General features: G+C 37.5%; 23 protein-coding genes. All 23 read left to right on the forward strand.

What is annotated here, in order from left to right:
* The 23 genes from yfmH (at position 1) to hflX (ending at position 26,044) form a co-directional block, all read left to right on the forward strand.
* Entirely contained in the window at positions 1-1,284 is a 1,284-nt protein-coding gene (yfmH, locus tag P9E47_RS16530; RefSeq protein ID WP_003330375.1) for an EF-P 5-aminopentanol modification-associated protein YfmH, read from the forward strand.
* A gap of 52 nt (positions 1,285-1,336) precedes the next feature.
* Positions 1,337-2,056 (forward strand): elongation factor P 5-aminopentanone reductase, encoded by a 720-nt coding sequence (ymfI, locus tag P9E47_RS16535; RefSeq protein ID WP_003330376.1) that lies wholly within the window; start codon positions 1,337-1,339, stop codon positions 2,054-2,056.
* Positions 2,057-2,114: 58 nt separating this feature from the next.
* Positions 2,115-2,363 (forward strand): DUF3243 domain-containing protein, encoded by a 249-nt coding sequence (locus P9E47_RS16540; RefSeq protein ID WP_003330377.1) that lies wholly within the window; start codon positions 2,115-2,117, stop codon positions 2,361-2,363.
* 174 nt (positions 2,364-2,537) lie between these two features.
* Entirely contained in the window at positions 2,538-3,332 is a 795-nt protein-coding gene (locus P9E47_RS16545) for a DUF3388 domain-containing protein (RefSeq protein WP_003330378.1), read from the forward strand.
* 26 nt (positions 3,333-3,358) lie between these two features.
* Positions 3,359-4,294 carry a helix-turn-helix domain-containing protein gene (locus P9E47_RS16550; protein WP_235786709.1) on the forward strand — a complete coding sequence of 312 codons (936 nt, stop codon included), beginning with the start codon at positions 3,359-3,361 and terminating at the stop codon, positions 4,292-4,294.
* A gap of 133 nt (positions 4,295-4,427) precedes the next feature.
* Positions 4,428-5,006, forward strand: a complete 579-nt coding sequence (pgsA, locus tag P9E47_RS16555) for a CDP-diacylglycerol--glycerol-3-phosphate 3-phosphatidyltransferase (protein ID WP_003330380.1) — start codon at positions 4,428-4,430, stop codon at positions 5,004-5,006.
* Positions 5,007-5,023: 17 nt separating this feature from the next.
* Positions 5,024-6,265: a competence/damage-inducible protein A gene (locus tag P9E47_RS16560; RefSeq protein WP_326164061.1), complete on the forward strand. Its 1,242-nt coding sequence runs from the start codon at positions 5,024-5,026 to the stop codon at positions 6,263-6,265.
* 179 nt (positions 6,266-6,444) lie between these two features.
* Positions 6,445-7,488, forward strand: a complete 1,044-nt coding sequence (recA, locus tag P9E47_RS16565; protein WP_003330382.1) for a recombinase RecA — start codon at positions 6,445-6,447, stop codon at positions 7,486-7,488.
* 294 nt (positions 7,489-7,782) lie between these two features.
* Entirely contained in the window at positions 7,783-9,342 is a 1,560-nt protein-coding gene (gene rny / locus P9E47_RS16570) for a ribonuclease Y (protein ID WP_003330384.1), read from the forward strand.
* A 105-nt stretch (positions 9,343-9,447) separates the two neighbouring features.
* Positions 9,448-10,248: a TIGR00282 family metallophosphoesterase gene (locus P9E47_RS16575; protein ID WP_326164063.1), complete on the forward strand. Its 801-nt coding sequence runs from the start codon at positions 9,448-9,450 to the stop codon at positions 10,246-10,248.
* Between the two features lie 110 nt (positions 10,249-10,358).
* A complete protein-coding gene (gene spoVS / locus P9E47_RS16580) occupies positions 10,359-10,619 on the forward strand; it encodes a stage V sporulation protein SpoVS (RefSeq protein WP_003211281.1) in 261 nt (86 codons plus the stop codon).
* A gap of 146 nt (positions 10,620-10,765) precedes the next feature.
* Positions 10,766-11,698 (forward strand): dipeptidase, encoded by a 933-nt coding sequence (locus P9E47_RS16585; protein WP_326164065.1) that lies wholly within the window; start codon positions 10,766-10,768, stop codon positions 11,696-11,698.
* Positions 11,699-11,918: 220 nt separating this feature from the next.
* A complete protein-coding gene (locus tag P9E47_RS16590; protein ID WP_003330387.1) occupies positions 11,919-13,658 on the forward strand; it encodes a 2-oxoacid:acceptor oxidoreductase subunit alpha in 1,740 nt (579 codons plus the stop codon).
* Position 13,659: 1 nt separating this feature from the next.
* Complete coding sequence (locus P9E47_RS16595; protein ID WP_003330388.1) at positions 13,660-14,526, forward strand: 2-oxoacid:ferredoxin oxidoreductase subunit beta; 867 nt, start codon at positions 13,660-13,662, stop codon at positions 14,524-14,526.
* 210 nt (positions 14,527-14,736) lie between these two features.
* Positions 14,737-16,284 (forward strand): tRNA (N6-isopentenyl adenosine(37)-C2)-methylthiotransferase MiaB, encoded by a 1,548-nt coding sequence (gene miaB / locus P9E47_RS16600; protein ID WP_003330389.1) that lies wholly within the window; start codon positions 14,737-14,739, stop codon positions 16,282-16,284.
* Entirely contained in the window at positions 16,277-16,744 is a 468-nt protein-coding gene (locus P9E47_RS16605; RefSeq protein WP_003330390.1) for a RicAFT regulatory complex protein RicA family protein, read from the forward strand. Before miaB ends, P9E47_RS16605 begins: the two co-directional genes overlap by 8 nt.
* A 214-nt stretch (positions 16,745-16,958) precedes the next feature.
* Positions 16,959-17,522 (forward strand): outer spore coat protein CotE, encoded by a 564-nt coding sequence (locus tag P9E47_RS16610; protein WP_003330392.1) that lies wholly within the window; start codon positions 16,959-16,961, stop codon positions 17,520-17,522.
* A 195-nt stretch (positions 17,523-17,717) separates the two neighbouring features.
* Complete coding sequence (mutS, locus tag P9E47_RS16615; protein WP_326164066.1) at positions 17,718-20,339, forward strand: DNA mismatch repair protein MutS; 2,622 nt, start codon at positions 17,718-17,720, stop codon at positions 20,337-20,339.
* 8 nt (positions 20,340-20,347) lie between these two features.
* Positions 20,348-22,222, forward strand: coding sequence for a DNA mismatch repair endonuclease MutL (gene mutL, locus P9E47_RS16620; protein WP_003330394.1), 1,875 nt, complete (start codon positions 20,348-20,350; stop codon positions 22,220-22,222).
* Between the two features lie 108 nt (positions 22,223-22,330).
* Positions 22,331-23,287: a tRNA (adenosine(37)-N6)-dimethylallyltransferase MiaA gene (gene miaA, locus P9E47_RS16625; protein WP_326164067.1), complete on the forward strand. Its 957-nt coding sequence runs from the start codon at positions 22,331-22,333 to the stop codon at positions 23,285-23,287.
* A gap of 32 nt (positions 23,288-23,319) precedes the next feature.
* Positions 23,320-23,556, forward strand: coding sequence for an RNA chaperone Hfq (gene hfq, locus P9E47_RS16630; RefSeq protein WP_003330396.1), 237 nt, complete (start codon positions 23,320-23,322; stop codon positions 23,554-23,556).
* A gap of 133 nt (positions 23,557-23,689) precedes the next feature.
* On the forward strand, positions 23,690-24,640 hold the full coding sequence (gene spoVK, locus P9E47_RS16635; RefSeq protein ID WP_003330397.1) for a stage V sporulation protein K: 951 nt from the start codon (positions 23,690-23,692) through the stop codon (positions 24,638-24,640).
* A gap of 108 nt (positions 24,641-24,748) precedes the next feature.
* Complete coding sequence (hflX, locus tag P9E47_RS16640; RefSeq protein WP_326164082.1) at positions 24,749-26,044, forward strand: GTPase HflX; 1,296 nt, start codon at positions 24,749-24,751, stop codon at positions 26,042-26,044.
* Positions 26,045-26,061: the final 17 nt, after the last annotated feature.

Here is a 26,061-nt window from a genome sequence, read left to right on the forward strand (position 1 = left end):
ATGGAGAAAATTGTTTTTGATCAACTTAAAGAAACCCTTTTTCACGAAAAAATGGCCAATGGATTAGATGTCTATCTCCTGCCTAAAGAGGGTTTTAATAAAACCTATGCTACGTTTACAACGAAATACGGTAGTATTGATAATCGCTTCGTACCAATAGGTGGGTCGGAGCAATTGAAAGTACCGGACGGAATTGCTCATTTTTTAGAGCATAAGCTTTTTGAAAAAGAAGATGGCGATGTATTCCAGCAGTTTAGCAAACAGGGTGCCTCTGCCAATGCTTTTACATCATTTACGAGAACGGCCTATTTATTTTCAAGTACTTCCAACGTGAAGGAAAATTTAGAAACCTTAATAGATTTCGTGCAAAGCCCGTATTTCAGTGATCAAACCGTTGAGAAGGAAAAAGGGATCATTGGTCAAGAAATTACGATGTATGATGATAATCCTGATTGGCGTGTTTATTTTGGCTTGATTGAAAATATGTATAAAACGCATCCTGTTAAAATTGACATTGCCGGTACGATTGAATCGATTTCGAAAATTAACAAGGATCTGTTATATACTTGTTATGAAACGTTTTATCATCCGAGCAATATGCTCCTGTTTGTCGTTGGTCCTATTAATGAAGAGGAAATGATGAAGTTAATCAGAGATAACCAAAACAAAAAAGAGTTTAAGGAAGCAAAAGAAATTAAACGCTTTTTTGAGGACGAACAAGTTGAGGTGGCAACGGCGAAACAAGTATTAGAAATGCCGGTTCAAACCCCAAAATGTCTTGTTGGTTTTAAAGCAAAGAATCCTACGCGTTCTGGGAAAGAGTTATTAGAGCGGGAGTTAACAATAAATGTTTTATTTGATTTATTATTCGGAAAAAGCTCGGAAAATTATGAGCAGCTTTATAATGATGGTTTAATCGATGATAGTTTTTCTTTTGATTACACGGAGGAATACGGCTTTGGTTTCGCGATGATCGGTGGCGATACAGAAAATCCAGAGCAGCTTGCGGGCCGTCTAAAGGATACCATGCTTCATTTTGATATTAACAGCATTTCTGAGGATTATTTATCAAGAATTAAAAAGAAAAAAATTGGTTCCTTTTTGCGTGCTTTGAATTCACCTGAGTACATTGCCAACCAATTTACAAGGTATCAATTTAATGAAATGAATTTATTTGATATCGTGTCTGTATTAGAAGGGATTCAAATATCCCACTTACAAGAAGTGGCTAATGATCTTTTTGATGAGAAGTGTTTTACCATTTGTGAGGTAGTACCTAAATAAAGAAAAGTGCGCCCATGATATATTTGGGCGCTTTTTTGACGGAGGAACCTATATGGAAAAATGGGCGTTAATTACAGGGGCCAGTGGCGGAATTGGCCAAGCCATTGCACGGACTTTAGCGAATGAGGGGGGATATAATCTTTACTTACATTATCATCAAAATGAACAAGGAGTTCATGAGTTGGCAGGCAGTTTGTCAGTACAATCTAAATTCATCCGTGCCGATTTATCAAGTGTAGAGGGATTTTATCAGTTAACTAAAGCTATCACTCATTCCGTCGATGTGTTAATTTTAAATGCCGGTCTCAGCCATGTTGGATTAATTACGGATGTAACTGATGAGGAAGTACAAAAAATGGTTCAGCTCCATATTACAAGCCCTTTTTTAATCGCAAAGCATACTATCCCTTCTATGGTAAGGAAAAAGTATGGAAAAATCATTGTGATTTCTTCTATTTGGGGTTCAGTTGGTGCGTCCTGTGAAGTCCTTTATTCAATGGTAAAAGGCGGTCAAAATACATTTGTTAAAGCATTAGCGAAGGAATTGGCACCTTCGGGTATTAATGTGAATGGCATTGCCCCAGGAACGATCGATACAAATATGCTGACGTTTTTTTCCGATCAGGATAAACAAGCGATGTTAGATGAAATACCGATGGGGCGATTTGGGAGACCAGAAGAAATTGGCCATGCCGTTTCCTTTCTAATCTCAGAAAAATCCTCCTATATAAACGGTGAAATTTTAAACATAAATGGTGCATGGTTTACGTGAATAATTTCTTGAGAACTTGGCATTATATAAAAGAACAAATCCTTAAGGAGTGATTATGATGTCAGTACTCGATAATTTTGAACAGTGGAAAGACTTTTTGCAAGACAGAATGAACCAAGCTAAGAACAACGGTATGGATCAAAACACAATTTCAGACATTGCAGCTGAAGTTGGAGACTATTTAGCTGGTGAGGTTCAGCCAAAAAATCCAGAGCAAAAACTGTTAGCAGAGCTTTGGAATGTTGCTTCTGAAGAGGAGCAACAGGCAATTGCTAATATAATGGTAAAATTAGTGCAAAAGTCATAATGAGCTCTTTTTTACAGGCTCATCCTTTTAAGAGAGGCTTCTAAAATAGAACCTCTCTTTTGCGTTTTTTGTCGGGATTTGTTTATTATTCTTTTCTATTCCAATAAAATCATTTATTATAGTAGTAGTTGAAAAGCAAACAGGAAAAATCAACCAGAATAAAGGAGGAAGTCCATGGAAAAAGAAGAGTGGTATTTAGAGTATGAGATTGTTGTCAATCGTCCAGGACTCCTTGGTGATATCTCGTCTTTATTAGGTATGTTATCCATTAATATTGTTACAATAAATGGTGTAGAAACTATGCGCCGCGGACTTTTAATTAAATGTGAAAAACAACAGCAAATTGAACGGCTCGAATCCATTCTTAATACAATTGAAAATATAAGAGTAACGAAATTGCGAAAGCCCACATTAAGAGACCGTTTGGCAGTAAGGCACGGCCGCTATATTCATCGTGAAAAGGATGATAAAAAAACATTTCGGTTTGTGCGTGCTGAAATTGGAATTCTCGTTGATTTTATGGCTGAACTGTTTAAGAAAAACGAGCATAAGTTAATTGGCATTCGTGGAATGCCAAGGGTTGGAAAAACTGAATCAATCGTTGCTGCAAGTGTGTGTGCTAATAAAAGGTGGGTATTTGTGTCTTCAACATTATTAAAACAAACCATCCGCAGTCAATTACTTGAAGACGAGTATTACAATGACCATCTGTACATAATTGATGGGGTTGTGTCTTCTAAGAGAGCACCGGAAAAGCATTGGCAGTTAGTCCGGGAAATTATGCGAATGCAGGCAGTAAAGGTTGTGGAACATCCTGATATTTTTGTAAGGCATTCTGAATATACGCTAGACGATTTTGATTACATTATTGAACTTAGAAATGATCATGATGAGGAAATCACATATGATGTTGTCGACCAACAACTTTCTACTGATTCCGGCTTTGGCTTCTCAGCCTTTGATTTTTAACTTTATTCACGAGAAATAAATGGATGGTGTTATCATTGACTGAACTGGGAAAACGTTTAGAGGAAGCTCGAAAACAAAAAAACATGACCCTAGATGAATTACAAACGATTACTAAAATACAAAAAAGATACTTACAAGCAATTGAGGCTGGAAAATATGACATCCTTCCCGGGAAGTTTTATGCAAGGGCCTTTATTAAGCAGTACGCTGAAGCTGTTGGGATAGACCCAGATAAACTTTTTGATGAGTATGCCTCAGAAGTTCCGAAAACTGAAGCAGAAGTGTCAAGTGGACTATCAAGAGTCCAAAAGAAACAAACCTCTGTTTCGAATACTTCTTCCCTGTTTTTTTCCTTGCTACCAAAGATATTGGTTGTTGTCTTAGTGATTAGTGTGCTCGTTTTTATTTGGTTATTTTGGCAAAAACTAGATCTAGCAGATAAAGACGAAGGAAATGCCAGTGGGCCTGTTGTTGAAAGTCAAGAGGATGAAAATGTAACCATTGTAAATCCAAATGATGCAAATGAGGCCCCTGAAGAGCCACAACAGTCGGAAGAAGTACCGGCTGATCTTGATGAAACACCGAATGGAACAGAGCAAGAAGTACCAGAAGTAGAAACGGTACAGCAACAATTAGTACAGGTTGACCAGCGAAATGGGAATTCCCCTACGACGACTTATGAATTGAAAGGTGCGGAACAATTTACAGTTGAATTGACCTCAACAGGTAGAAGTTATGTCGGGATTAAAAATGGTATGGGGAAATCCTTTTATGGCGCTGAACTAAAAGAGGGAGAGAAAGTTTCTTATGATTTCTCCGCAGAACAAGAAATTGAATTTAACATTGGGCGGACTTTAGACGTGGCTGTTAAAATTAATGGACAGGATTTTGAATACCCATTTCCACCAAATGAAAAGGTACATCAAAAAATCAAGATTATATTTAATAAAGCAACACAATAATGGTGATTTAGGCTGTCTAAAATGTGTCTGGCATCCACGAGTAATACCAAATGTAGCTACGTACTGGTATTGTGGATGTCAAAGTTTTTAGGCAGCCCCTTTCATGCACAAATAAATGAACGGAGGAACAATCTTGAATTTACCTAACAAAATTACAATTTCAAGAATCATACTTATTCCAATTTTTTTAATTTTTATGCTGGTTCCTTTTAATTTTGGTGAAATATATATTATTAATGAATCCACCCCTGTTTCTCATTTCATTGGTGCACTTATTTTTATACTCGCGTCTACAACAGATTGGATCGACGGCCATTTAGCGAGAAAGCATAACCTTGTTACGAATCTGGGAAAGTTTCTGGATCCATTGGCTGATAAACTGCTTGTTTCTGCTGCGTTAATAGTATTAGTTGAATTACAGCTTGCTCCTTCATGGATGGTTATTGTTATCATTAGCCGTGAATTTGCTGTTACAGGGTTACGATTAGTGGCCGCCGGGGAAGGGGTAGTAATGGCAGCGGGACAAATGGGGAAATTGAAAACTGTTTTTCAAATTATCGCGATTTCCGCTCTTTTACTTCATAATGTTCCTTTTATTGGCTTTGGAATTCCTTTAGGTGATATCACTTTATGGATCGCTGTTATTTTAACAATTATTTCTGGTTGGGATTATTTTGCTAAAAATATGCACGTTTTTAAAAGCTCAAAGTAAAAGGGGGGAATACTTTAATGAATGCTGAGATTATTGCTGTTGGAACGGAGCTGCTTCTAGGTCAAATTGCCAATACGAATGCTCAATTTCTTTCGATAGTGCTTGCCCGTATTGGAATAAACGTATTTTATCATTCTGTTGTCGGTGATAATCAAGCACGGTTAATTGAAGTGATTGAAACAGCAAACAAAAGGTCGGATTTAATTATTTTTACAGGTGGACTTGGGCCGACCAAAGATGATTTAACGAAAGAAACAGTGGCTTCAGTTCTATCCCTAAGGCTAGCCGAGGATTCAAATGTTCTCAATAAGATTGATAGCTATTTTAAGAGACAAAATAGGCAGATGACTGAGAACAATAGAAAACAAGCTTTAGTTATTGAGGGTTCAACCGTTCTTCAAAATGATTTTGGAACGGCGCCCGGTATAGCTTTATCTAAAAATGATCGAATTTATATGCTTTTTCCTGGACCACCATCTGAATTAAAACCGATGTTTAACAATTATGGTCGGCCTTTTTTGCTTGAACAACTCGAAATTAAGGAGCATATCGAATCAAGAGTCTTAAAGTTTTTTGGTATTGGTGAGTCACAGCTTGAAACTGAGGTTTTGGACTTAATTGATGCCCAGTCCAATCCTACAATCGCCCCTTTAATAGAGGATGGGGAAGCGACTTTAAGGCTAACGGCTAAGGATTTATCCTTCGAGAAAGCTACAAAGATGCTCGATGAGGTTGAAAGGGCAATTCAAAATCGTGTCGGTCAGTATTTTTATGGATATAACGGCTCGACCCTTTATAAGGAAGTCTTTGAGTTATTGAAAACAAAGAAGATGACAGTTTCAAGTGCTGAAAGCTTAACCGGCGGTGGTTTTGCAAATGAATTAACTAATTTTGCGGGTTCCTCTAGTATCTTTAAGGGAAGCATTGTCTGCTACGATACAGAGGTTAAACGAAATATCTTGAAGGTCCCAAATGACGTTATTGCGGCTCACGGAGTTGTAAGCCAGGAATGCGTCCAATATATGGCCGAAAATGTTAGACAATTATTAAATACCGATATTGGAATTAGCTTTACGGGGGTAGCAGGACCTGATAAACAAGAAGGGAAGCCGGTTGGAACTGTATTTGTTGGTATAGCTATCAATGGGAAAAAGACAAAAATTTTTACGCTAAACTTAGCAGGGAGCCGCAGCGGGATTCGAACAAAATCCGTAAAGTATGGATATTTCCATTTATTAAAAATTTTATCGAGAATCTGAAAAATTAAAAATTCAGAGGGTTTTCCTTCTGAATTTTTAATTTTGCTCTAGAGAAAATTGGATTTCTTTATACTTTTTACCATGAAAATTTAACGAATAAACGTTCGATAAAAAGTTGGCAAAATGAAAAAAAACAGGTATGATAGTGGTAGTTTAGTAGAAGGAGGAATTAATTTTAAATGAGTGATCGTAAAGCTGCCCTCGAAAGGGCATTAAAAGACATTGAAAAACAGTTTGGTAAAGGCTCGATTATGAAACTAGGAGAGCAAGCTGAAAGAAAACTAGCAACGGTATCAAGCGGTTCATTAGCACTTGATATTGCGCTTGGAGTAGGCGGATATCCGCGTGGAAGAATTATCGAAGTGTATGGACCAGAAAGCTCAGGGAAAACAACTGTAACTCTCCACGCGATTGCAGAAGTACAAAAGCTAGGTGGTACAGCGGCGTTTATCGATGCCGAACATGCGCTTGATCCTGTTTATGCAGAAAAGCTAGGTGTAAATATTGATGAGCTGCTTTTATCCCAACCGGATACAGGGGAGCAGGCATTAGAAATTGCTGATGCTCTAGTACGCAGCGGTGCAGTTGATATAATCGTAATTGACTCTGTTGCGGCATTAGTGCCAAAAGCTGAAATCGAAGGCGAAATGGGTGACTCCCACATGGGGTTACAAGCGCGTTTGATGTCACAGGCATTACGTAAATTATCAGGTGCCATTAACAAATCCAAAACAATTGCTATATTCATTAACCAAGTTCGTGAAAAAATTGGAGTTATGTTTGGAAACCCCGAGACTACTACTGGAGGTAGGGCGTTGAAGTTCTACAGCTCTATTCGTCTGGAAGTTCGTCGTGCTGAAACAATTAAACAAGGCAACGAGATGGTCGGAAGCAAAACAAAAATAAAAGTAGTAAAAAATAAGGTAGCGCCACCATTTAAAACAGCAGAAGTAGATATTATGTATGGAGAGGGTATTACTAGAGAAGGAGAACTGATAGATATTGCATCAGAGCTTGATATTATTCAAAAAAGCGGTGCATGGTACTCCTATAATGAAGAGCGCTTAGGTCAAGGTCGAGAAAATGCAAAGCAATTTCTTAAAGAAAATCCTGACCTTTATGTAGAAATACGCGATCTAGTGCGTGCTCACTATGGATTAGATAATCCGGTGGCAGTAGCAGAAGCAGAAAACGCAGCTGCCCAAGAAGAATTATTTGAATAATTGTATTGCAAAAGAAGCGTTCGTTACAGGATGCTTCTTTTTTGTTGTCTAGCGCAAGCAGCAGGCGCTTACGCTTTTCTATGCTGCCTATAGACATTACTTGACAATGGCCATATCCACAATTACAATTAGTATGTATAATTTCACTATTTTTAGATATTGAAAATTATGGAAACTATGTGCTGTATGTTGAAATTATGATGTAAGGAGCGCAAAACTTACATCGGAAAAAGAATGAATTTGATCATTCATGAAAGAAAGATGTACAAGTCGATAGCAAGAGGAGGTGAAATGATGGACCTAATTACTATCATCTCCATTTTGCTGGCCATACTTGTCGGTGCAGTTGTTGGTTATTTTGTTAGAAAATCCATTGCGGAAGCTAAGATTACAAGTGCAGAGCATGCGGCGCAGCAAATTATCGAAGATGCTAAACGTGATGCTGAAGCATCTAAGAAAGAAGCGCTTCTTGAAGCAAAGGATGAAAATCATAAAATTCGTACAGAAGCGGAGCGAGAAATCCGTGAACGAAGGAGCGAGTTACAGAAGCAAGAAAATCGTTTGATGCAAAAGGAAGAGACTCTTGACCGGAAAAGTGAAAGCTTAGATAAACGCGAAGCAACACTTGAAAAGAAAGAAGATTCTCTTGTTAAAAGACAACAGCATATTGAAGAGTTGGAAAGCAAAATGGATGAAATGGTTCGTCAACAACAAGCGGAACTCGAACGAATTTCTGGATTATCTAAGGATGAAGCTAGACACATTATCATTGAAAATCTTGAAAAAGAGCTTTCATATGAAACTGCAGTTATGATAAAGGAAAACGAGAATCGCATTAAAGAAGAATCAGACAAAAAAGCGAAGGAAATCCTATCATTAGCCATCCAAAGATGTGCTGCGGATCATGTTGCAGAGACAACAGTTTCTGTTGTTAACTTACCTAATGACGAAATGAAAGGACGTATTATCGGACGTGAAGGACGAAATATACGGACGATTGAGACGTTAACAGGAATCGATCTGATTATTGATGATACTCCGGAAGCTGTAATTTTATCCGGCTTTGATCCGATTCGTCGTGAAACTGCAAGATTGGCTTTAGAAAAACTAGTTCAAGATGGACGTATTCATCCAGCTCGAATTGAAGAAATGGTAGAGAAATCTAGACGAGAAGTTGATGAATATATTCGTGAAGTCGGAGAACAATCTACGTTTGAGGTTGGTGTTCATGGTTTACATCCTGATCTAATCAAAATCTTAGGTAGATTAAAGTATCGGACAAGTTACGGGCAAAACGTATTGAAGCACTCTATGGAGGTAGCTCACCTAGCTGGTTTAATGGCTGCTGAATTAGGTGAAGATATCACTCTTGCCAAACGAGCAGGTCTACTTCATGATATCGGAAAAGCAATTGACCATGAGGTCGAAGGAAGTCACGTTGAAATTGGTGTTGAACTTGCAACGAAGTATAAAGAACATCCAGTAGTAATCAACAGTATTGCATCCCACCATGGTGATACGGAAGCTACATCAATCATTGCCATTTTGGTAGCTGCTGCTGATGCCCTCTCTGCTGCAAGACCAGGTTCTAGAAGTGAGACACTCGAGAACTATATTCGCAGATTAGAAAAGCTAGAAGAAATTTCTGAGTCATATGAGGGTGTAGAAAAATCATTTGCAATTCAGGCTGGTCGTGAAATTAGAATCATGGTGAAACCTGATACGGTTGATGACCTACAAGCCCATAAATTAGCTAGAGATATTCGAAAGAGAATTGAAAGTGAATTGGACTATCCTGGTCATATTAAAGTGACCGTTATACGTGAAACTCGAGCAGTCGAGTACGCAAAATAGAAAGAAGTGGTGAATTTATTCACCGCTTCTTTTGTTTTTGACAATAATAAAACATTATGTAAAACTTACAATTATTATGACTTGAAAGAAGATAGGAGTTACTAAATGAGAATTTTGTTTATTGGAGATGTTGTAGGTTCACCCGGAAGAAATATGATTAACACTTACGTACTTAAATTGCAAAAAAAATATAAGGCCCATGTAACCATTATTAACGGAGAAAATGCAGCCTCGGGAAAGGGAATAACCGAAAAAATATATCGTTCATTTTTAGAAGTTGGTGCCAATGCTGTAACACTTGGAAACCACTCTTGGGATAATAAAGAAATCTTTGAGTTTATTGAAGACGCAAAATATTTGGTAAGGCCTGCTAACTTCCCTGATCAAACACCAGGAAAAGGCTATTGTTTCTTAAACCTGAATGGAATCGAAATAGCTATCATAAATTTGCAGGGAAGAACGTTTTTGCCGCCGCTCGATTGTCCATTTCAAAAAGCGGATGAATTAATAAAAGAAATACAAAAGAGAACCAATATTATTTTTGTAGATTTTCATGCTGAAGCAACAAGTGAAAAACAGGCCATGGGCTGGTACTTGGATGGGAAGGTTTCCGTAGTAGTTGGGACCCATACACATGTGCAAACGGCGGATAACCGAATTCTTCCCAATGGAACTGCCTACATAACAGATGTAGGGATGACAGGGCCGTATGACGGCATTCTTGGGGTCGAAAGGGAGGCTGTATTAAAAAGATTCTTGACGAGTCTTCCGGTAAGATTTGAAGTAATGAAAGGCCGAGAGCAACTAAGCGGGGTTGTTGTCGACGTAGATCCGAAAACAGGAAAAGCACAAAAAATCGAACGAATATTAATAAACGAAGATCATCCGTTTTTGAGTGAATTTTAAAACTTTTTAGAAAAATAATAGGGATTAAGCAGGAATAACTGGGAATTTCGTGAATATAGTAGAGAGGAAAGATTAAATGATCTACTTATTCATACGAGGAGGAACCAGGAATGGAAATATTAAAAGTTTCAGCAAAATCTAATCCTAATTCTGTAGCTGGAGCACTTGCGGGGGTTTTACGTGAACGAGGCGCCGCTGAGATACAAGCAATTGGTGCAGGTGCCCTAAACCAAGCCGTAAAGGCGGTTGCGATCGCACGAGGGTTCGTTGCACCAAGTGGAGTCGATTTAATATGTATTCCTGCTTTTACAGATATTTTGATTGACGGCGAAGAGAGAACAGCAATTAAATTAATTGTTGAACCTCGCTAGATTTTTTTGAAAACTAAAAATAATAATTTCCGTAGGGGCGTCTATTGACTTGCAGCCAAATAAATACTAATAGTTGTTTATTAGTATGGGGTGCTTGGAGAGTTTAGACAGCCCCTTATTTTGCATGGAAAAAGGAGGACTTCCTTATGATGAAAATCTTTGATGCCCACTGTGATGTTTTGTATAAAATGTGGCTTAATAACAAAATTTCTTTCAAAGACAGTGATATCCTTCATGTAAACTATGAAAATTTAGTGTTTGCAGGAAGCAAAGTCCAATGTTTCGCCATTTATATACCGGAAAGCGTCAGGTTTGAAGATCGGTTTAATGTTGCCTTAGAAATGGTTGATATTTTTTATGAAAGAGTTTTAAATGACATCTGTCCAAAGATGAAACTGGTGCTGGAAAAAAAAGATATACTTCAACTGCATGAAGATGAAATTGGTGCAATTTTAACTTTAGAAGGTTGTGATGCAATCGGCCATGACTTGGTAAGACTAAAAACACTTTATAGGCTCGGAGTCCGTTCAGTTGGTTTGACTTGGAATTTCGCAAATGCCGTGGCAGATGGATGTCGTGAACAGAGAAATGGAGGTCTTTCGAATTTCGGGATCGAGGTGGTGCAATTAAATAATGACTTAAAAATGTGGACAGATGTTTCCCATTTAAGCGAAAGATCCTTTTGGGATACAATTGAGCTAGCACAGTTTCCAATCGCCTCACATTCCAATGTTTATTCCTTATTTCAACATCCACGCAATTTGAAGGATGACCAAATAAAGGCAATAATTGAGAAGAAGGGGATAATTGGCATCTCCTTTGTTCCGTATTTTCTTAGTGAAAATTATCAGAATACACATATTAAAGATATCCTCAACCATATCGATTACATTTGTTCTTTAGGGGGCGAAAAAAATATTGGCTTTGGTTCTGATTTTGATGGAATTGATGATACTATCAATGGTTTAGAGGATTATCGAGGCTATAAGGTGCTTGTTGAAGAGTTACAAAAACAATATTCAAATGAGCAGATTTCTAAATTTTGCTATCAAAATTTTGTAGATACCTTTCCAAATTAAACCCTACGAAATTTATATACACAAAATTGTCAAAAATGTGTTTCTAAGGGTTGATTTTTTCATTTTATACGTCTAGAATTGAATACGTTTAGTACCCTTCCATACACTGAATATTAATCAAATAGCTTAGTTAATTTTACATAGGTGCTATATGGAATCGTGCTACACTTAAAATCGTTGAAACATTTATCATAAATGTACATCAAAAGGGGTGTAAGAGATGATCAATCAACTTTCATGGAAAGTTGGCGGACAACAAGGGGAAGGAATCGAGAGTACTGGGGAAATTTTTGCTATTACTCTTAATCGATTAGGTTACTATTTATACGGTTATCGCCACTTTTCTTCCCGTATCAAAGGCGGCCATACAAACAACAAAATTCGTGTAAGCACGACCGAAGTTCGATCTATCTCTGATGATCTTGATATCTTAGTAGCATTTGATCAAGAGACAATCGATGTGAACTTTCATGAATTACGTGAAGGCGGCGTTGTAATCGCTGATTCAAAATTTAACCCTGTAATACCTGAAAACTCAAATGTAACTTTCTATTCAGTGCCGTTCACAGATATTGCTACTGAATTAGGTACTTCTTTAATGAAAAACATGGTTGCAGTTGGTGCATCATGTGCTGTACTTGAATTAGAGGTTGAATCATTCAGAGAAGTAGTTGAAGAGATTTTTGGCAAAAAAGGGCAACAAGTTGTTGAAAAAAATATGGAAGCCATCCAAAAGGGCTATCAATATATTAAGGATCAAGCAGGTGAATCGCTATCTACAATGAAGCTTGATAAGGCTGATGGTAAGAAGCGCTTATTTATGATTGGTAATGATGCAATCGCAATGGGCTTTGTTGCCGGTGGCTGTCGTTTTATGTCTGCCTATCCAATTACACCAGCTTCAGAAATTATGGAGTATTTAATCAAAAAGCTTCCAGAATACGGTGGTACTGTAATTCAAACAGAAGATGAGATTGCTGCGATTACAATGGCAATCGGTGCTAACTATGGTGGTGCTCGTGCCATTACTGCTTCTTCAGGCCCTGGACTTTCATTAAAGGCTGAAGGTATTGGTCTTGCAGGTATGACTGAAACACCTGTCGTTATCGTTGATACACAACGTGGGGGTCCAAGTACAGGATTGCCGACTAAAGTTGAACAATCTGACTTAATGGCCATGATCTATGGAACTCACGGGGAAATTCCTAAAATCGTTCTTGCACCAAGTACTGTTGAAGAAGCGTTTTTTGATGCAGTTGAATCATTAAACCTTGCTGAAGAATATCAATGTCCTGTTATCTTATTAACAGACCTTCAATTATCTTTAGGTAAACAGACAGTTGAACCTTTAGATTTCTCTAAAGTAGAAATTCGTCGTGGGAAGCTTGATCTTAATGCTGAGCTTGTTGCTGATGGGCCAGATGGAAACTTCAAGCGTTACCGTGTAACTGAAGATGGAATTTCACCACGTGTAGTGCCTGGAATGAAAAATGGTCTTCACCATATGACTGGTGTTGAACACAGCGAGATCGGTAGACCTTCGGAAGCTCCGAAAAACCGTAAAGAGCAAATGGACAAGCGTTTCCGTAAGCTCCAAAACTTAAAAGTTAAAAATCCTGTTCATAAAAATGTAAAACATGATGAAGCTGATGTATTAGTGCTTGGATTTAACTCAACTCGCGGTGGTATCGAAGAAGCAATGGTTCGTCTTGAAAATGACGGTCTTAAAGTAAACCATGCTCAAGTACGTTTAATTCACCCATTCCCAGTTGAAGAAATTCAACCGTTAGTTGATTCAGCTAAGAAAGTTGTCGTTGTTGAACATAATGCGACTGGGCAGTTAACACAAATCCTTAAGTTAAACGTAGGAAATCACAACAAGGTAGAAAGCTTATTAAAGTATGACGGAAATCCATTCCTACCTAGTGAAATTTACAACAGTATTAAGGAGTTGTTATAAGATGGCAACATTTAAAGATTTTCGAAATAGTGTAAAACCAAACTGGTGTCCAGGATGTGGAGATTTCTCCGTTCAAGCTGCAATCCAACGTGCTGTTGCCAATGTAGGTGTCGAGCCGCATGAATTTGCGCTTGTCTCAGGAATCGGATGTTCCGGACGTATTTCAGGATATATTAATTCTTATGGAATTCATGGAATCCATGGCCGTTCATTACCAATTGCCCAAGGTGTAAAAATGGCTAATAAAGATTTAACAGTTATTGCTGCCGGCGGTGACGGTGATGGTTTTGCAATTGGTATGGGTCATACTATTCACGCAATCCGTCGTAATATTGACATGACATACATTGTAATGGACAACCATATTTATGGTTTAACAAAAGGTCAAACATCACCTCGCAGTGATTTTGGTTTTAAAACAAAGAGTACGCCTAAAGGTTCTATTGAACAATCTATCCAAGCTATGGAAATGGCGTTAACAGCTGGTGCAACATTCGTAGCACAAAGCTTCTCAAGTGATTTAAAAGAATTAACTGCTATCATTGAAGCAGGTATTCAACATAAAGGTTTCTCTTTAATTAACGTATTCAGTCCTTGTGTAACTTACAATAAGGTGAACACATACGATTGGTATAAAGAAAACCTTAAGAAATTAAGTGATATTGAGGGTTATGATCCTTCAAATCGTAATATGGCAATGCAAACATTGATGGATAATCATGGTCTTGTAACTGGAATTATCTATCAAAACAAAGAACAAAAATCTTATCAAGAGTTAGTTCATGGTTATAGTGAAACACCACTTGTTCATGCTGACCTTAAGATTTCTGAAGACCAGTTCAATGAATTAGTAAAAGAATTCATGTAATATAGAAAAGCTCAAAGCTAGTTTAGCGAAGTTTACGAGTCGCTGGGTGCTGGAGCTAGACAAAAAGCTGATCCTTTGGGTCAGCTTTTTTGGTTACTGTGATGTGTGGTATTGTTAATTTGCGGTTAAACATATATACTATGTAATTGGTGTATTATTTATTCTAAAAACTTCAAAATAGGGTTCAATAAATATAGGAAGGAGATTTACATGAACGAACAACAAAGATTGCAAGGTCAACAAATAAAGACAGCTGATCCTTCGGACAAAAAATCCGAAAAGGATTATGCTAAATATTTTGAGACAACCTACCAACCACCATCATTGAAGGATGCTAAAAAACGTGGTAAAGAAGAGGTTATCGTCCATCGTGGCTACGATATCCCTGAAGATATGATGGAAGTCGGTAAAGAAAAGAAGTTCTACATTCGTACGTACGGCTGCCAAATGAATGAACATGATACTGAGGTCATGGCCGGTATTTTAACAGAAATGGGCTTTGAAAACACGGATTCTACTGAAGAAGCAGATATTATCCTATTAAACACTTGTGCAGTTCGTGAAAACGCTGAAAATAAAGTGTTTGGTGAAATTGGACATTTGAAACAATTAAAACGAGAAAAACCGGATCTAATTTTAGGTGTTTGCGGCTGTATGTCCCAAGAAGAAGGTGTTGTTAACCGACTCCTTCAAAAACATCAGCAAGTAGACCTGATTTTTGGAACACATAACATTCACCGTCTTCCACAGCTTCTAAAAGAAGCGATGTTTGGCAAGGAAAGAGTAGTTGAGGTTTGGTCTAAAGAAGGCGATGTAATCGAAAACCTGCCTAAAATTAGAAATGGTAAAATAAAAGCATGGGTTAATATCATGTATGGCTGTGATAAATTCTGTACGTACTGTATCGTACCGTATACAAGAGGGAAAGAAAGAAGCCGCCGTCCGGAAGATATTATTGATGAAGTTCGCGATTTAGCCCGCCAAGGTTATAAGGAGATTACCTTATTAGGGCAAAACGTAAATGCCTATGGAAAAGATTTTGAAGATATGAAATATGGTCTGGGTGATTTAATGGATGAAATCCGTAAAATCGACATCCCGCGTATCCGCTTTACAACAAGCCATCCACGTGATTTCGATGATCATCTCATTGAAGTTTTGGCTAAAGGCGGTAACTTAATGGACCATATCCATTTGCCAGTTCAATCTGGAAGTACAGAAATGTTAAAAATTATGTCTCGAAAATATACGAGAGAACAATATTTAGAGCTAGTTCGCAAAATTAAAGAAGCGATTCCCAATGTTTCATTAACAACCGATTTAATCGTTGGATTCCCAAATGAGACAGATGAACAATTTGAAGATACCTTGTCATTATATCGTGAAGTAGAATATGATAGTGCTTATACATTTATCTATTCCCCACGTGAAGGTACTCCAGCTGCCGATATGGTTGATAATGTTCCAATGGAAGTGAAAAAGGAACGTCTGCAACGATTAAATGCTTTAGTGAATGAAATTTCTGCTAAGAAAAACAAACAATATCAAGATAAGATTGTTGAGGTTCTTGTTGAAGGGGAAAGTAAAAACAACCCGGAAATTTTAGCAGGATATACTAGAAAAAATAAACTCGTTAACTTCAAAGGTCCTAAGTCTGCAATTGGTCAAATTGTTAAAGTAAAAATTACAGATGCTAAAACATGGTCATTAAATGGAGAAATGGTAGAAGAAACGGTGGGGGTAACTTATAATGGCTAAATTTACGAAATCACAAGTAGTAGAAAAAGCGGAAGAGCTTGCAAAATTAATTGCTGAAACAGAGGAAGTTGAATTTTTTAAGAAAGCTGAAGAAGCAATCAATAAAAATGAAAAAGTTCGCAGGTTAATGAGTGATATTAAAAGTTATCAAAAGCAAGCGGTGAATTTCCAACACTATAATAAACCTGAGGCATTAAAGAAAGTTGAAGAAAAATTGGATGCTTTAATGGCTGAATTAGACGAAATTCCTGTAGTTACAGAATTCAAGCAATCACAAGTAGTTGTGAATGATTTATTACAACTTGTTTCAAGCACAATCTCACAAACAGTAACAAATGAGATCATCTTATCTACTGGCGGTGACCTTTTACAAGGAAAAACTGGTTCAGAGCCTGGCTGCCATCAAGAGGGCGGTTGTGAGCATGATCATTTAATTCCTGAAGAAATGAAACAAAAATAGGCTCATATAATGTAGGAGATCGGCTAAATCGTCGGTCTCTTTTTTAATGCAAAAATAAAAAGATGTAATTGGGCACATATCTCAAATTCTGCGCATAGAATGAACTAAAGGTCCGAATAATTCGAGAATTTATCGATAAAGAATTTTTTTGCACACTGGTCATTCGCCCTGCATAAGATGAAATGGAACATAAGAATGAGGAGGTAGTGCTCATATGTCAACAAGAGGAGAGCATGAATTTCGATTTAGAGAGATAATTACAAAAGCAGTTTGCGGTAAAGGTCGTAAGTTTACTCAATGTACGCACACAATTACACCTTCTCACAGACCAACTAGTATTCTTGGTTGTTGGATTATTAACCATGAATATGACGCTAGGAAGGCTGGGGATCATGTAGAGATTGAAGGTTGCTACGACATTAACGTATGGTATTCTTTTAGTGACAATACAAAAACAGAGGTTGTTACAGAAACTGTACATTATACAGATGTTGTTCGTCTATCATCTAAAGATGAAAACTGTATATCCGATGATTTGGAAGTCATCGCAAGAGTATTACAGCAGCCTAATTGCCTAGAATGCTCGATTTCACCAAACGGCAATAAAATCGTTGTTCAAGTTGAACGCGAGTTTGTTGCAGAAGTCATTGGTGAAACGAAGGTTTGTGTAAAAGTTTATCCTGGTGTTGGTGAGGATGAAATTGTAGAGGATGAAATTGTAGATGAGGAGTTCGAGGATTTAAATCCGGACTTTTTAGTAGCTGGTGAAGAAGAATAGGAACTAGGAAGATACACCTTCCTAGTTTTTTTGTACTGTCTAGGATTATAATTGAGGGTAGGCAGTATAAGAAAGAATATCGAGGGCCTTTAGTCATACTTTTAAGTTCTTCCACCATTTTGAGTGGTAAGTCGTGTCTTTCTAATGCTATAATTTAAAGAGACTTTTTTTAGAAGGAATATTGGGGGATTTTACATGGCACAATATACGCCAATGATACAACAATACTTGTCAGTAAAGGCACAATATATGGATGCCTTTTTATTTTTTCGTTTAGGTGATTTTTACGAAATGTTTTTCGATGATGCCATTAAAGCGTCGCAGGAATTGGAAATAACTCTTACAGGCCGGGATGGAGGAGTAGAAGAAAAAATTCCTATGTGCGGTGTTCCGTACCATTCTGCTGAAAATTATATAAATCAATTAATTGAAAAAGGCTATAAGGTTGCAATCTGTGAACAAGTGGAAGACCCGAAGTCGGCCAAGGGAGTGGTGCGCCGAGAAGTTGTCCAGTTAATTACTCCCGGCACGGTTATGCAAGGAAAAGTGATTGATGAAAAAGAAAATAACTATATTGCAACAATTACTGATTTTAATGATGGAACATATGGATTTGCGTATATCGACCTCACTACCGGGGAAGGCCAAATTACGATGATAACTGGTGATTGGCTTGATGTTGTCAGCGAAATTTATTCCGTAGGGACAAAAGAGGTTGTTGTTTCAGCTCATCATTCTGAGCAGCAATTACAGGAATTAAGGGACAGAGCGAATGTAACAATCTCTGTTGAAGAGGATCTCACAATTCCGGAAGCCTTGTATGAAACTAGCAAATTACTCGAACAAACGAAGCTTAAGGACACATTGGGCCGTCTTTTGCAATATTTGCTGAAATCGCAAAAGCGTTCACTCGACCATATTCAACCTGTTGTCTATTATGAAGCGAACCAGTATATGAAACTGGATATCCATTCAAAACGTAATCTTGAACTTGTTGAAACCATCCGTACAAAAGGAAAAAAAGGCTCATTTTTATGGCTTTTAGATTCAACTGTAACAGCAATGGGTGCTCGAAGACTGAAACAATGGATTGAACGGCCTCTTCTCTCAAAGGTAGAAATAGAAAACCGTTTGAACATGGTAGAAACCTTATTGAAAAACTTTTTTATCCGCCAAGAATTACAAGAAGCTTTAAAACCTGTCTATGATTTGGAACGGCTCTCAGGGCGTGTGGCCTATGGAAATGTCAATGCCCGTGATTTAATTCAATTAAAAAAATCATTACAGCAGGTTCCTATCATTTTAGGATTGGTTGAACGGCTTCAAAACTCTTATGTGGACTCTCTTTTGCAAAATATGGATCCCTGTGAATCACTATACCAATTAATCGAAAGAGGGATAAATGAAAATCCTCCACTTTCAATTAAAGAGGGGGACATTATTAAAGATGGTTATCATGAAAAGCTAGATACGTACCGAGATGCCGTCAAAAACGGAAAGCAGTGGATTGCCCAGCTTGAGATGAAAGAAAAGCAGGAAACAGGGATTAAGACACTGAAAATAGGTTATAACCGTGTGTTTGGTTATTATATTGAAGTCACCAAAGCGAATATCCATCTGTTGCCGGAAGGACGTTTTGAGCGTAAACAAACACTCGCTAATGCTGAAAGATATATTACTCCCGAACTAAAGGAAAAAGAAGCGATCATCCTAGAAGCAGAGGAAAAAATCGTAGACTTAGAATATGATTTATTTGTTCAAATACGAGAGCAGGTCAAAACGTATATTCCAAAGCTGCAGAAATTAGCTAAGATCATTAGTGAAATTGATTGTTTACAAAGCTTTGCTCAAATCAGTGAAGAATATCAATATACGAAACCGGAGTTTTCTAATGATAGAAAAATCGTCATCAAGGAAGGCCGCCATCCGGTTGTTGAAAAAGTATTGAATTCACAGGTGTATGTTTCAAATGATTGTTATTTAGATTCAGAAAGTGAAATGCTCCTTATCACCGGCCCTAATATGTCGGGTAAAAGTACGTATATGCGGCAAATTGCATTAACCGCCATCCTGGCTCAAATCGGATGTTATGTTCCTGCACAAAAAGCAGTCCTCCCTATTTTTGACCAAATTTTTACTAGAATTGGAGCAGCTGATGATTTAGTTTCAGGGCAAAGTACGTTTATGGTCGAAATGCTGGAGGCAAAAAATGCAATTACGAAAGCGACGCAAAACAGCCTTATTTTGCTTGATGAAATTGGACGAGGTACATCAACGTACGATGGCATGGCATTAGCGCAAGCGATTATTGAGTATATTCATCATGAAATAGGGGCAAAAACATTATTTTCTACCCATTACCATGAATTAACGAGCCTTGAACAATCACTTGAAAGACTAAAGAATGTACACGTTAGTGCGATCGAAGAAAATGGAAAAGTGGTCTTTCTTCATAAAGTAAAAGATGGTGCTGCAGATAAAAGTTATGGGATCCATGTTGCTGAGCTAGCAGAGCTCCCTAAAAGCTTAATCAAACGAGCCAAAGAAATATTGGACGAGCTTGAACATGGACAAAAAACAAAGGAACCTTCTGTTCCAATTAAGGAACTTCCTATTCCATCTGATGAAAACGCGGGGCAGCTTTCATTTTTTACTGTCATTCAAGAAAAACAAGATCGGAAACCAAAGCATACCACCAATAAACAGGAAGAAGATGTACTAAAAACATTGCAGTCCATTAATCTGTTGGAAATGACACCGCTTGATGCAATGAACGAGCTTTATAGACTGCAAAAATTAATGAAGTCAAAAATTTAGGTGATATTGTGGGAAGAATAAAGCAATTAGATCATCAATTATCCAATAAAATCGCAGCCGGAGAAGTAATTGAACGACCAGCATCTGTTGTTAAAGAACTTGTTGAAAATGCAATTGATGCAGGTTCTACTAGAATAGAAATTCATGTAAAGGAAGCCGGATTATCGGAAATTCGAATTATCGATAATGGTGATGGCATTGAACCGGAAGATTGTTTGTTGGCATTCGAGCGCCATGCTACAAGCAAAATCAAGGATGAAAATGACTTGTTTCGAATTCGGACACTTGGGTTCCGCGGAGAGGCCTTACCAAGTATTGCGTCTGTTTCTGTATTGGAAATGAAATCCTCAACAGGTGAAGGACCAGGAACGTATATAAAGCTAAAAGGTGGACATATTGAAATCCATGAATCGACGGCCAGTCGAAAAGGAACCGAAATCATTGTAAGTAATTTGTTCTTTAATACACCGGCACGATTGAAATATATGAAGACCGTCCATACTGAATTAGGTAATATTACGGATTATCTCAATCGAATTGCTCTCGCTCACCCGGAGATTTCCTTGCAATTAACACATAATGGCAATAGAATCCTATTTACTAGCGGAAATGGCGATGTCTTACAGGTTCTAGCCTCAATCTACGGGATGTCGATTGCCAAGCAAATGCTTCCATTAAAGCTTGAAAGCATTGATTTTGAGGTGAAAGGATACATCGCCAGACCTGAAGTAACAAGGGCATCAAGAAACTATATCTCAACCATCATTAACGGTCGTTTTATTAAAAATTATGCACTCGCAAAAGCAATTCAGGAAGGGTATCATACACTATTACCAATAGGCCGCTACCCAATTGTATTGCTAAATATTGAAATGGACCCATTATTAGTTGACGTCAATGTTCATCCAGCTAAGCTCGAAGTACGCCTTAGTAAAGAACATGAACTATGTGACCTAATTACTGAGGGGATCAAGACTGCTTTTCGAAAACAAACGTTGATTCCAGATGTTTTAAAACCGAAAAAAGAGCCTAAGCGGCCTGTGTCGGAGCAACAAACGATATCGTTTGAGCACAGATTCCCTGACACCCTTATAATGGAGCGGCCACTGCAAGAGGTAATCGAAACCAAGGCCAATCCATTTCATGAACCAGCAGAAGAAGTAGAAGCGGAAGAAGAGGCTTTTGGTCATGATGAAGGTAGTATCGATGTAGATATAAAAATTCCTGGCCAGGATTCAGATTTTGACCTTCCTAGCGATTTTGACTTTGCTTCTTTAAAACCGGAGATTGTAGAGCCTGAACGTGTTCCACCGCTCTATCCAATTGGACAAATGCATGGAACCTATATTTTGGCCCAAAATGAAAAAGGCTTATATCTTATCGATCAACATGCTGCTCAGGAACGGATTAAATATGAATATTTTAAAGAAAAAGTAGGGCAGGTTGAACCGGAAGTTCAAGAATTGTTATTTCCATTAACCCTTGAATATTCTAAAAACGAAACTTTTATTATTGAAGAACATCTAAGTCTTTTAAAAAGTGTGGGTATATTTTTAGAGCCATTTGGCGGAGGAAGCTATATCATTCGTTCCCATCCACAATGGTTTCCAAAGGGTGAGGAAAAAGAAGTCATTGAAGAGATCATCCAGCAGGTCCTCACTAAGAAAAAAGTAAGCATTCATGAATTGCGCGAAGCAGCAGCGATTATGATGTCTTGTAAAGGATCGATAAAAGCGAATCGACATCTACGTAATGATGAAATCTTCGCTTTACTTGAAACATTGAGAAAGACAACGGATCCGTTTACTTGTCCACATGGAAGACCGATTATTATTCACTTTTCGACGTATGAGATGGAAAAGATGTTTAAACGGGTGATGTAGAAAAGTTCTTTTGCAATCTAAAAAGGTGAATGAAAGTTTGTATTAATGCCAACAATTGTTTATTATGGATTTAGAGACCATTTCTTACTTACTAAGGTGACCTTTATAATGAAAAAGAAAGTAATAGCGATTATCGGGCCAACAGCAGTTGGAAAAACAAAAATGAGTATTGAATTAGCTAAAGCGCTTGATGGTGAAATCATAAGTGGAGATTCAATGCAAATTTATCGGGGGATGGACATTGGTACAGCGAAGGTAACTAAAGAGGAAATGCAAGGCATACCCCATTATCTTATTGATATTAAAGATCCTCTTGAGGAATTTTCTGTTGCAGAATTTCAAGGCCGGGCAGCTAATTTGATTGATGAGATTAGCGGGAAAGGAAAAACACCTATTATTGCCGGTGGAACAGGACTTTATATCCAATCTATACTTTATAATTATAATTTTTCAGTTGCAGAATCCAACCCTGAATACCGTTTATTCCTAGAAAAACGGATTGAAACAGAAGGAATCGATGGTGTATATAATGAACTGAGGATGATTGATCCTGAAAGCTGTGATCGAATCCACCCCAATAATGTAAGGCGTGTGATCAGGGCGTTAGAAGTATACCATGAAACGGGTTTAACGATGACTGAGTATCTACAAGAGCAGGAATATGAAGCCCCTTATGACCATCAAATTATCGGCTTAACAATGGAGCGCAGTCTCCTTTATGAACGTATAAATAAAAGGGTAGATATGATGGTGAACCAGGGCTTGATAAAAGAAGTAAAGGCATTGTATGAAACTGGAATTAAAGATTGTCAATCGATCCAAGCAATCGGTTATAAAGAGCTATATGATTATTTTAATGGAAAAGTTTCAAAGGAAGAAGCCATTGAGCTATTAAAAAGGAATTCAAGGAGATATGCGAAAAGGCAGTTAACTTGGTTCCGAAATAAAATGGATGTCGAATGGTTCGATATGTCTGGGGCTGTTTTTGATGCTAATCTATTTGAACAGAAGATTCAAGAAATTTTAAAATTAGTAGCAGGAAAGCTTCAGCTTAAAGCGAAATAGATTATTAAAGAAAGAGAAGAGGAGGACTGTTCATGAAACAATCCATAAACATTCAAGATCAATTTTTAAATCAGCTTCGCAAAGAAAATATTGCCGTTACCGTTTTTTTATTAAATGGTTTCCAGTTGCGAGGCACAATAAAAGCATTTGATAATTTTACTGTTTTATTGGATACAGAAGGAAAACAGCAAATGATTTATAAACATGCTATTTCCACTTTCTCACCTCAAAAAGCTGTGCAAATTGATTTAGAGGGAACACAACAATAATTATGAAAATAAGGCTGCTATCCTATTAAAGGACGCTGCCTTATTTTTTTTTGATTTTTTCACTTTTTTATAGGCATTTGTCACAATTTTTCCATCTCTAACGTATAATATTCATGAATGAGAGGTGACTCATATGGAGCAGCCAGTAACATTGAATAAAAACGGTCAGATTAACATTGTGTTAAACAATGAGAATAAGACATTTAAGATTACGAAGGTTTCAAAGTCACTTGAAAAACAGCAGGAAATGATCCATTCCAAGCATGAGCCGCTCAAAAGAATTGAAGCTGAAATGAGTGTTCTTGTTGGAATGGAGGAAATGAAAAAAATTATTAAAGAAATTTATGCATGGATCTATATTAATAAAGTTAGGGAAGAACATGGTTTACAAGCGGGGAGCCAAGTACTACATATGTTGTTTAAAGGCAACCCGGGAACAGGAAAAACAACAGTAGCAAGGTTAATCGGAAAATTGTTGAAAGAAATGAATGCCTTATCTAAAGGACATTTAATTGAAGCTGAACGAGCAGATTTGGTCGGTGAATACATTGGCCATACTGCTCAAAAAACGAGAGATTTAATTAAAAAAGCGATGGGTGGCATTCTGTTTGTGGATGAAGCCTATTCCTTGGCTCGTGGTGGTGAAAAGGATTTTGGCAAAGAGGCGATCGATACCCTTGTAAAAAATATGGAAGATAAGCAGAATGCCTTTATCTTAATTTTAGCAGGGTATGCAAAGGAAATGGATCAATTTCTTAATTTAAATCCCGGCTTGCGCTCTCGTTTTCCGCTCGTTATCGAATTCCCTGACTACACGGTTGACCAGTTAATGGAAATTGCTAAGAAAATGATGACAGAACGCCAATACGTTTTTTCGAAGGAAGCAGAGTGGAAGCTAAGGGAGCAACTGCAAAATATTAAATATAATCGGTCTCCCCATGTTTTTAGCAACGGAAGGTATATTCGGAATGTGATCGAAAAAGCAGTTCGCACCCAGGCAATGCGGCTTTTAATGAATGATTCCTATGAGAAAACAGAATTAGAAACCATCTTGAGTGAAGATTTAGTTTTTAGTGACTTATAAGGAGTAGGCTGAACAAAACTTCAGCCTACTCTTATTTTAGTAATTCTCATGCAAAGTAGGAACACTAGATGAAAATGTTAGTTAATTTTGTTATATTTAACTTTATTGATGATATTTAATAAAAAAGGCAGGGACTATACTTTGATTGAAAATCAAACTCAAAAAGAACGTGTGTTATTAGTAGGCTGTCAGTTGCCTAACATGGATGATGAACGATTTTTATATTCATTGGACGAATTAGCCTCCCTTACGAATACTGCTAAAGGTGAGGTGATGATGAGTCTTTCACAAAAAAGAAATAAGGTTCATTCTGCAACCTATATTGGAAAAGGGAAAATTGAAGAAATCTCAGCATTGGAAAAGGAATTGGAAATTGATCTAATTATATTTAATGATGAGCTTTCACCATCGCAAACAAGAAATTTATCGGAAAAATTTGAAGCAAGAGTGATTGACCGGACCCAACTTATTCTCGATATTTTTGCATCTAGAGCGAAATCGAAGGAAGGGAAGCTGCAGGTTGAGCTTGCTCAATATGAATATTTGCTGCCAAGGCTTGCAGGGCAGGGGCTTGCTTTGTCACGCCTTGGGGGTGGCATTGGGACAAGAGGACCCGGTGAAACAAAGCTTGAGGCTGATCGCCGTCATATACGTCGCCGTATCGATGAAATAAAAGGACAGCTCCAAACGATTGTGGAGCACAGAAATCGTTACCGGGAACGAAGAAAGAAAAATCAAGTATTCCAAATCTCACTTGTGGGTTATACGAATGCCGGAAAATCGACGATCTTCAATCGATTAACGGAAGCGGGTTCCTTTGAGGAAAATTTATTATTTGCGACACTTGATCCAATGACAAGGAAATTTTTATTACCGTGTGGATTAACAACATTGCTTACAGATACAGTAGGATTTATTGAGGATTTGCCAACATCTTTAATCGCAGCCTTTCGCTCAACACTCGAAGAGGTTAAAGAAGCGGACTTAATATTGCATGTTGTGGACTGTTCCAATCCTGATTATTTTAACCATGAAAAAACAGTCTATCGAATTTTGGAAGACCTTGATGTGAAGGATATTCCGATTTTAACGGTTTATAACAAAAAGGATTTGGTGACTACACAATTTGTTCCATCAACAAATGATATGGTTTTTATTAGTGCCTACGATCAAGCGGATTTAAACACTTTACAGGAAAAGATTGAAACAAAAATCATCAGCCAAATGGAATTTTATCATTTGTTCATTCCAGGAACTGAAGGACGTTTGTTAGCGCAGTTAAAATCAGAGACAGTTTTATTGGAGCAGCTATTTAATGAACAAAAAGAGCTTTATGAATGTAAGGGATATATTAATCCAAGCTTGGCTCTTTACCAACAGACGAAAGATTTACATTTACAATAAAAGAATTGGAGATTTAT

The organism is Schinkia azotoformans, assembly GCF_035811335.1.
In the GTDB taxonomy this organism is placed as follows: Bacteria; Bacillota; Bacilli; order Bacillales; family Bacillaceae_J; genus Schinkia; species Schinkia azotoformans.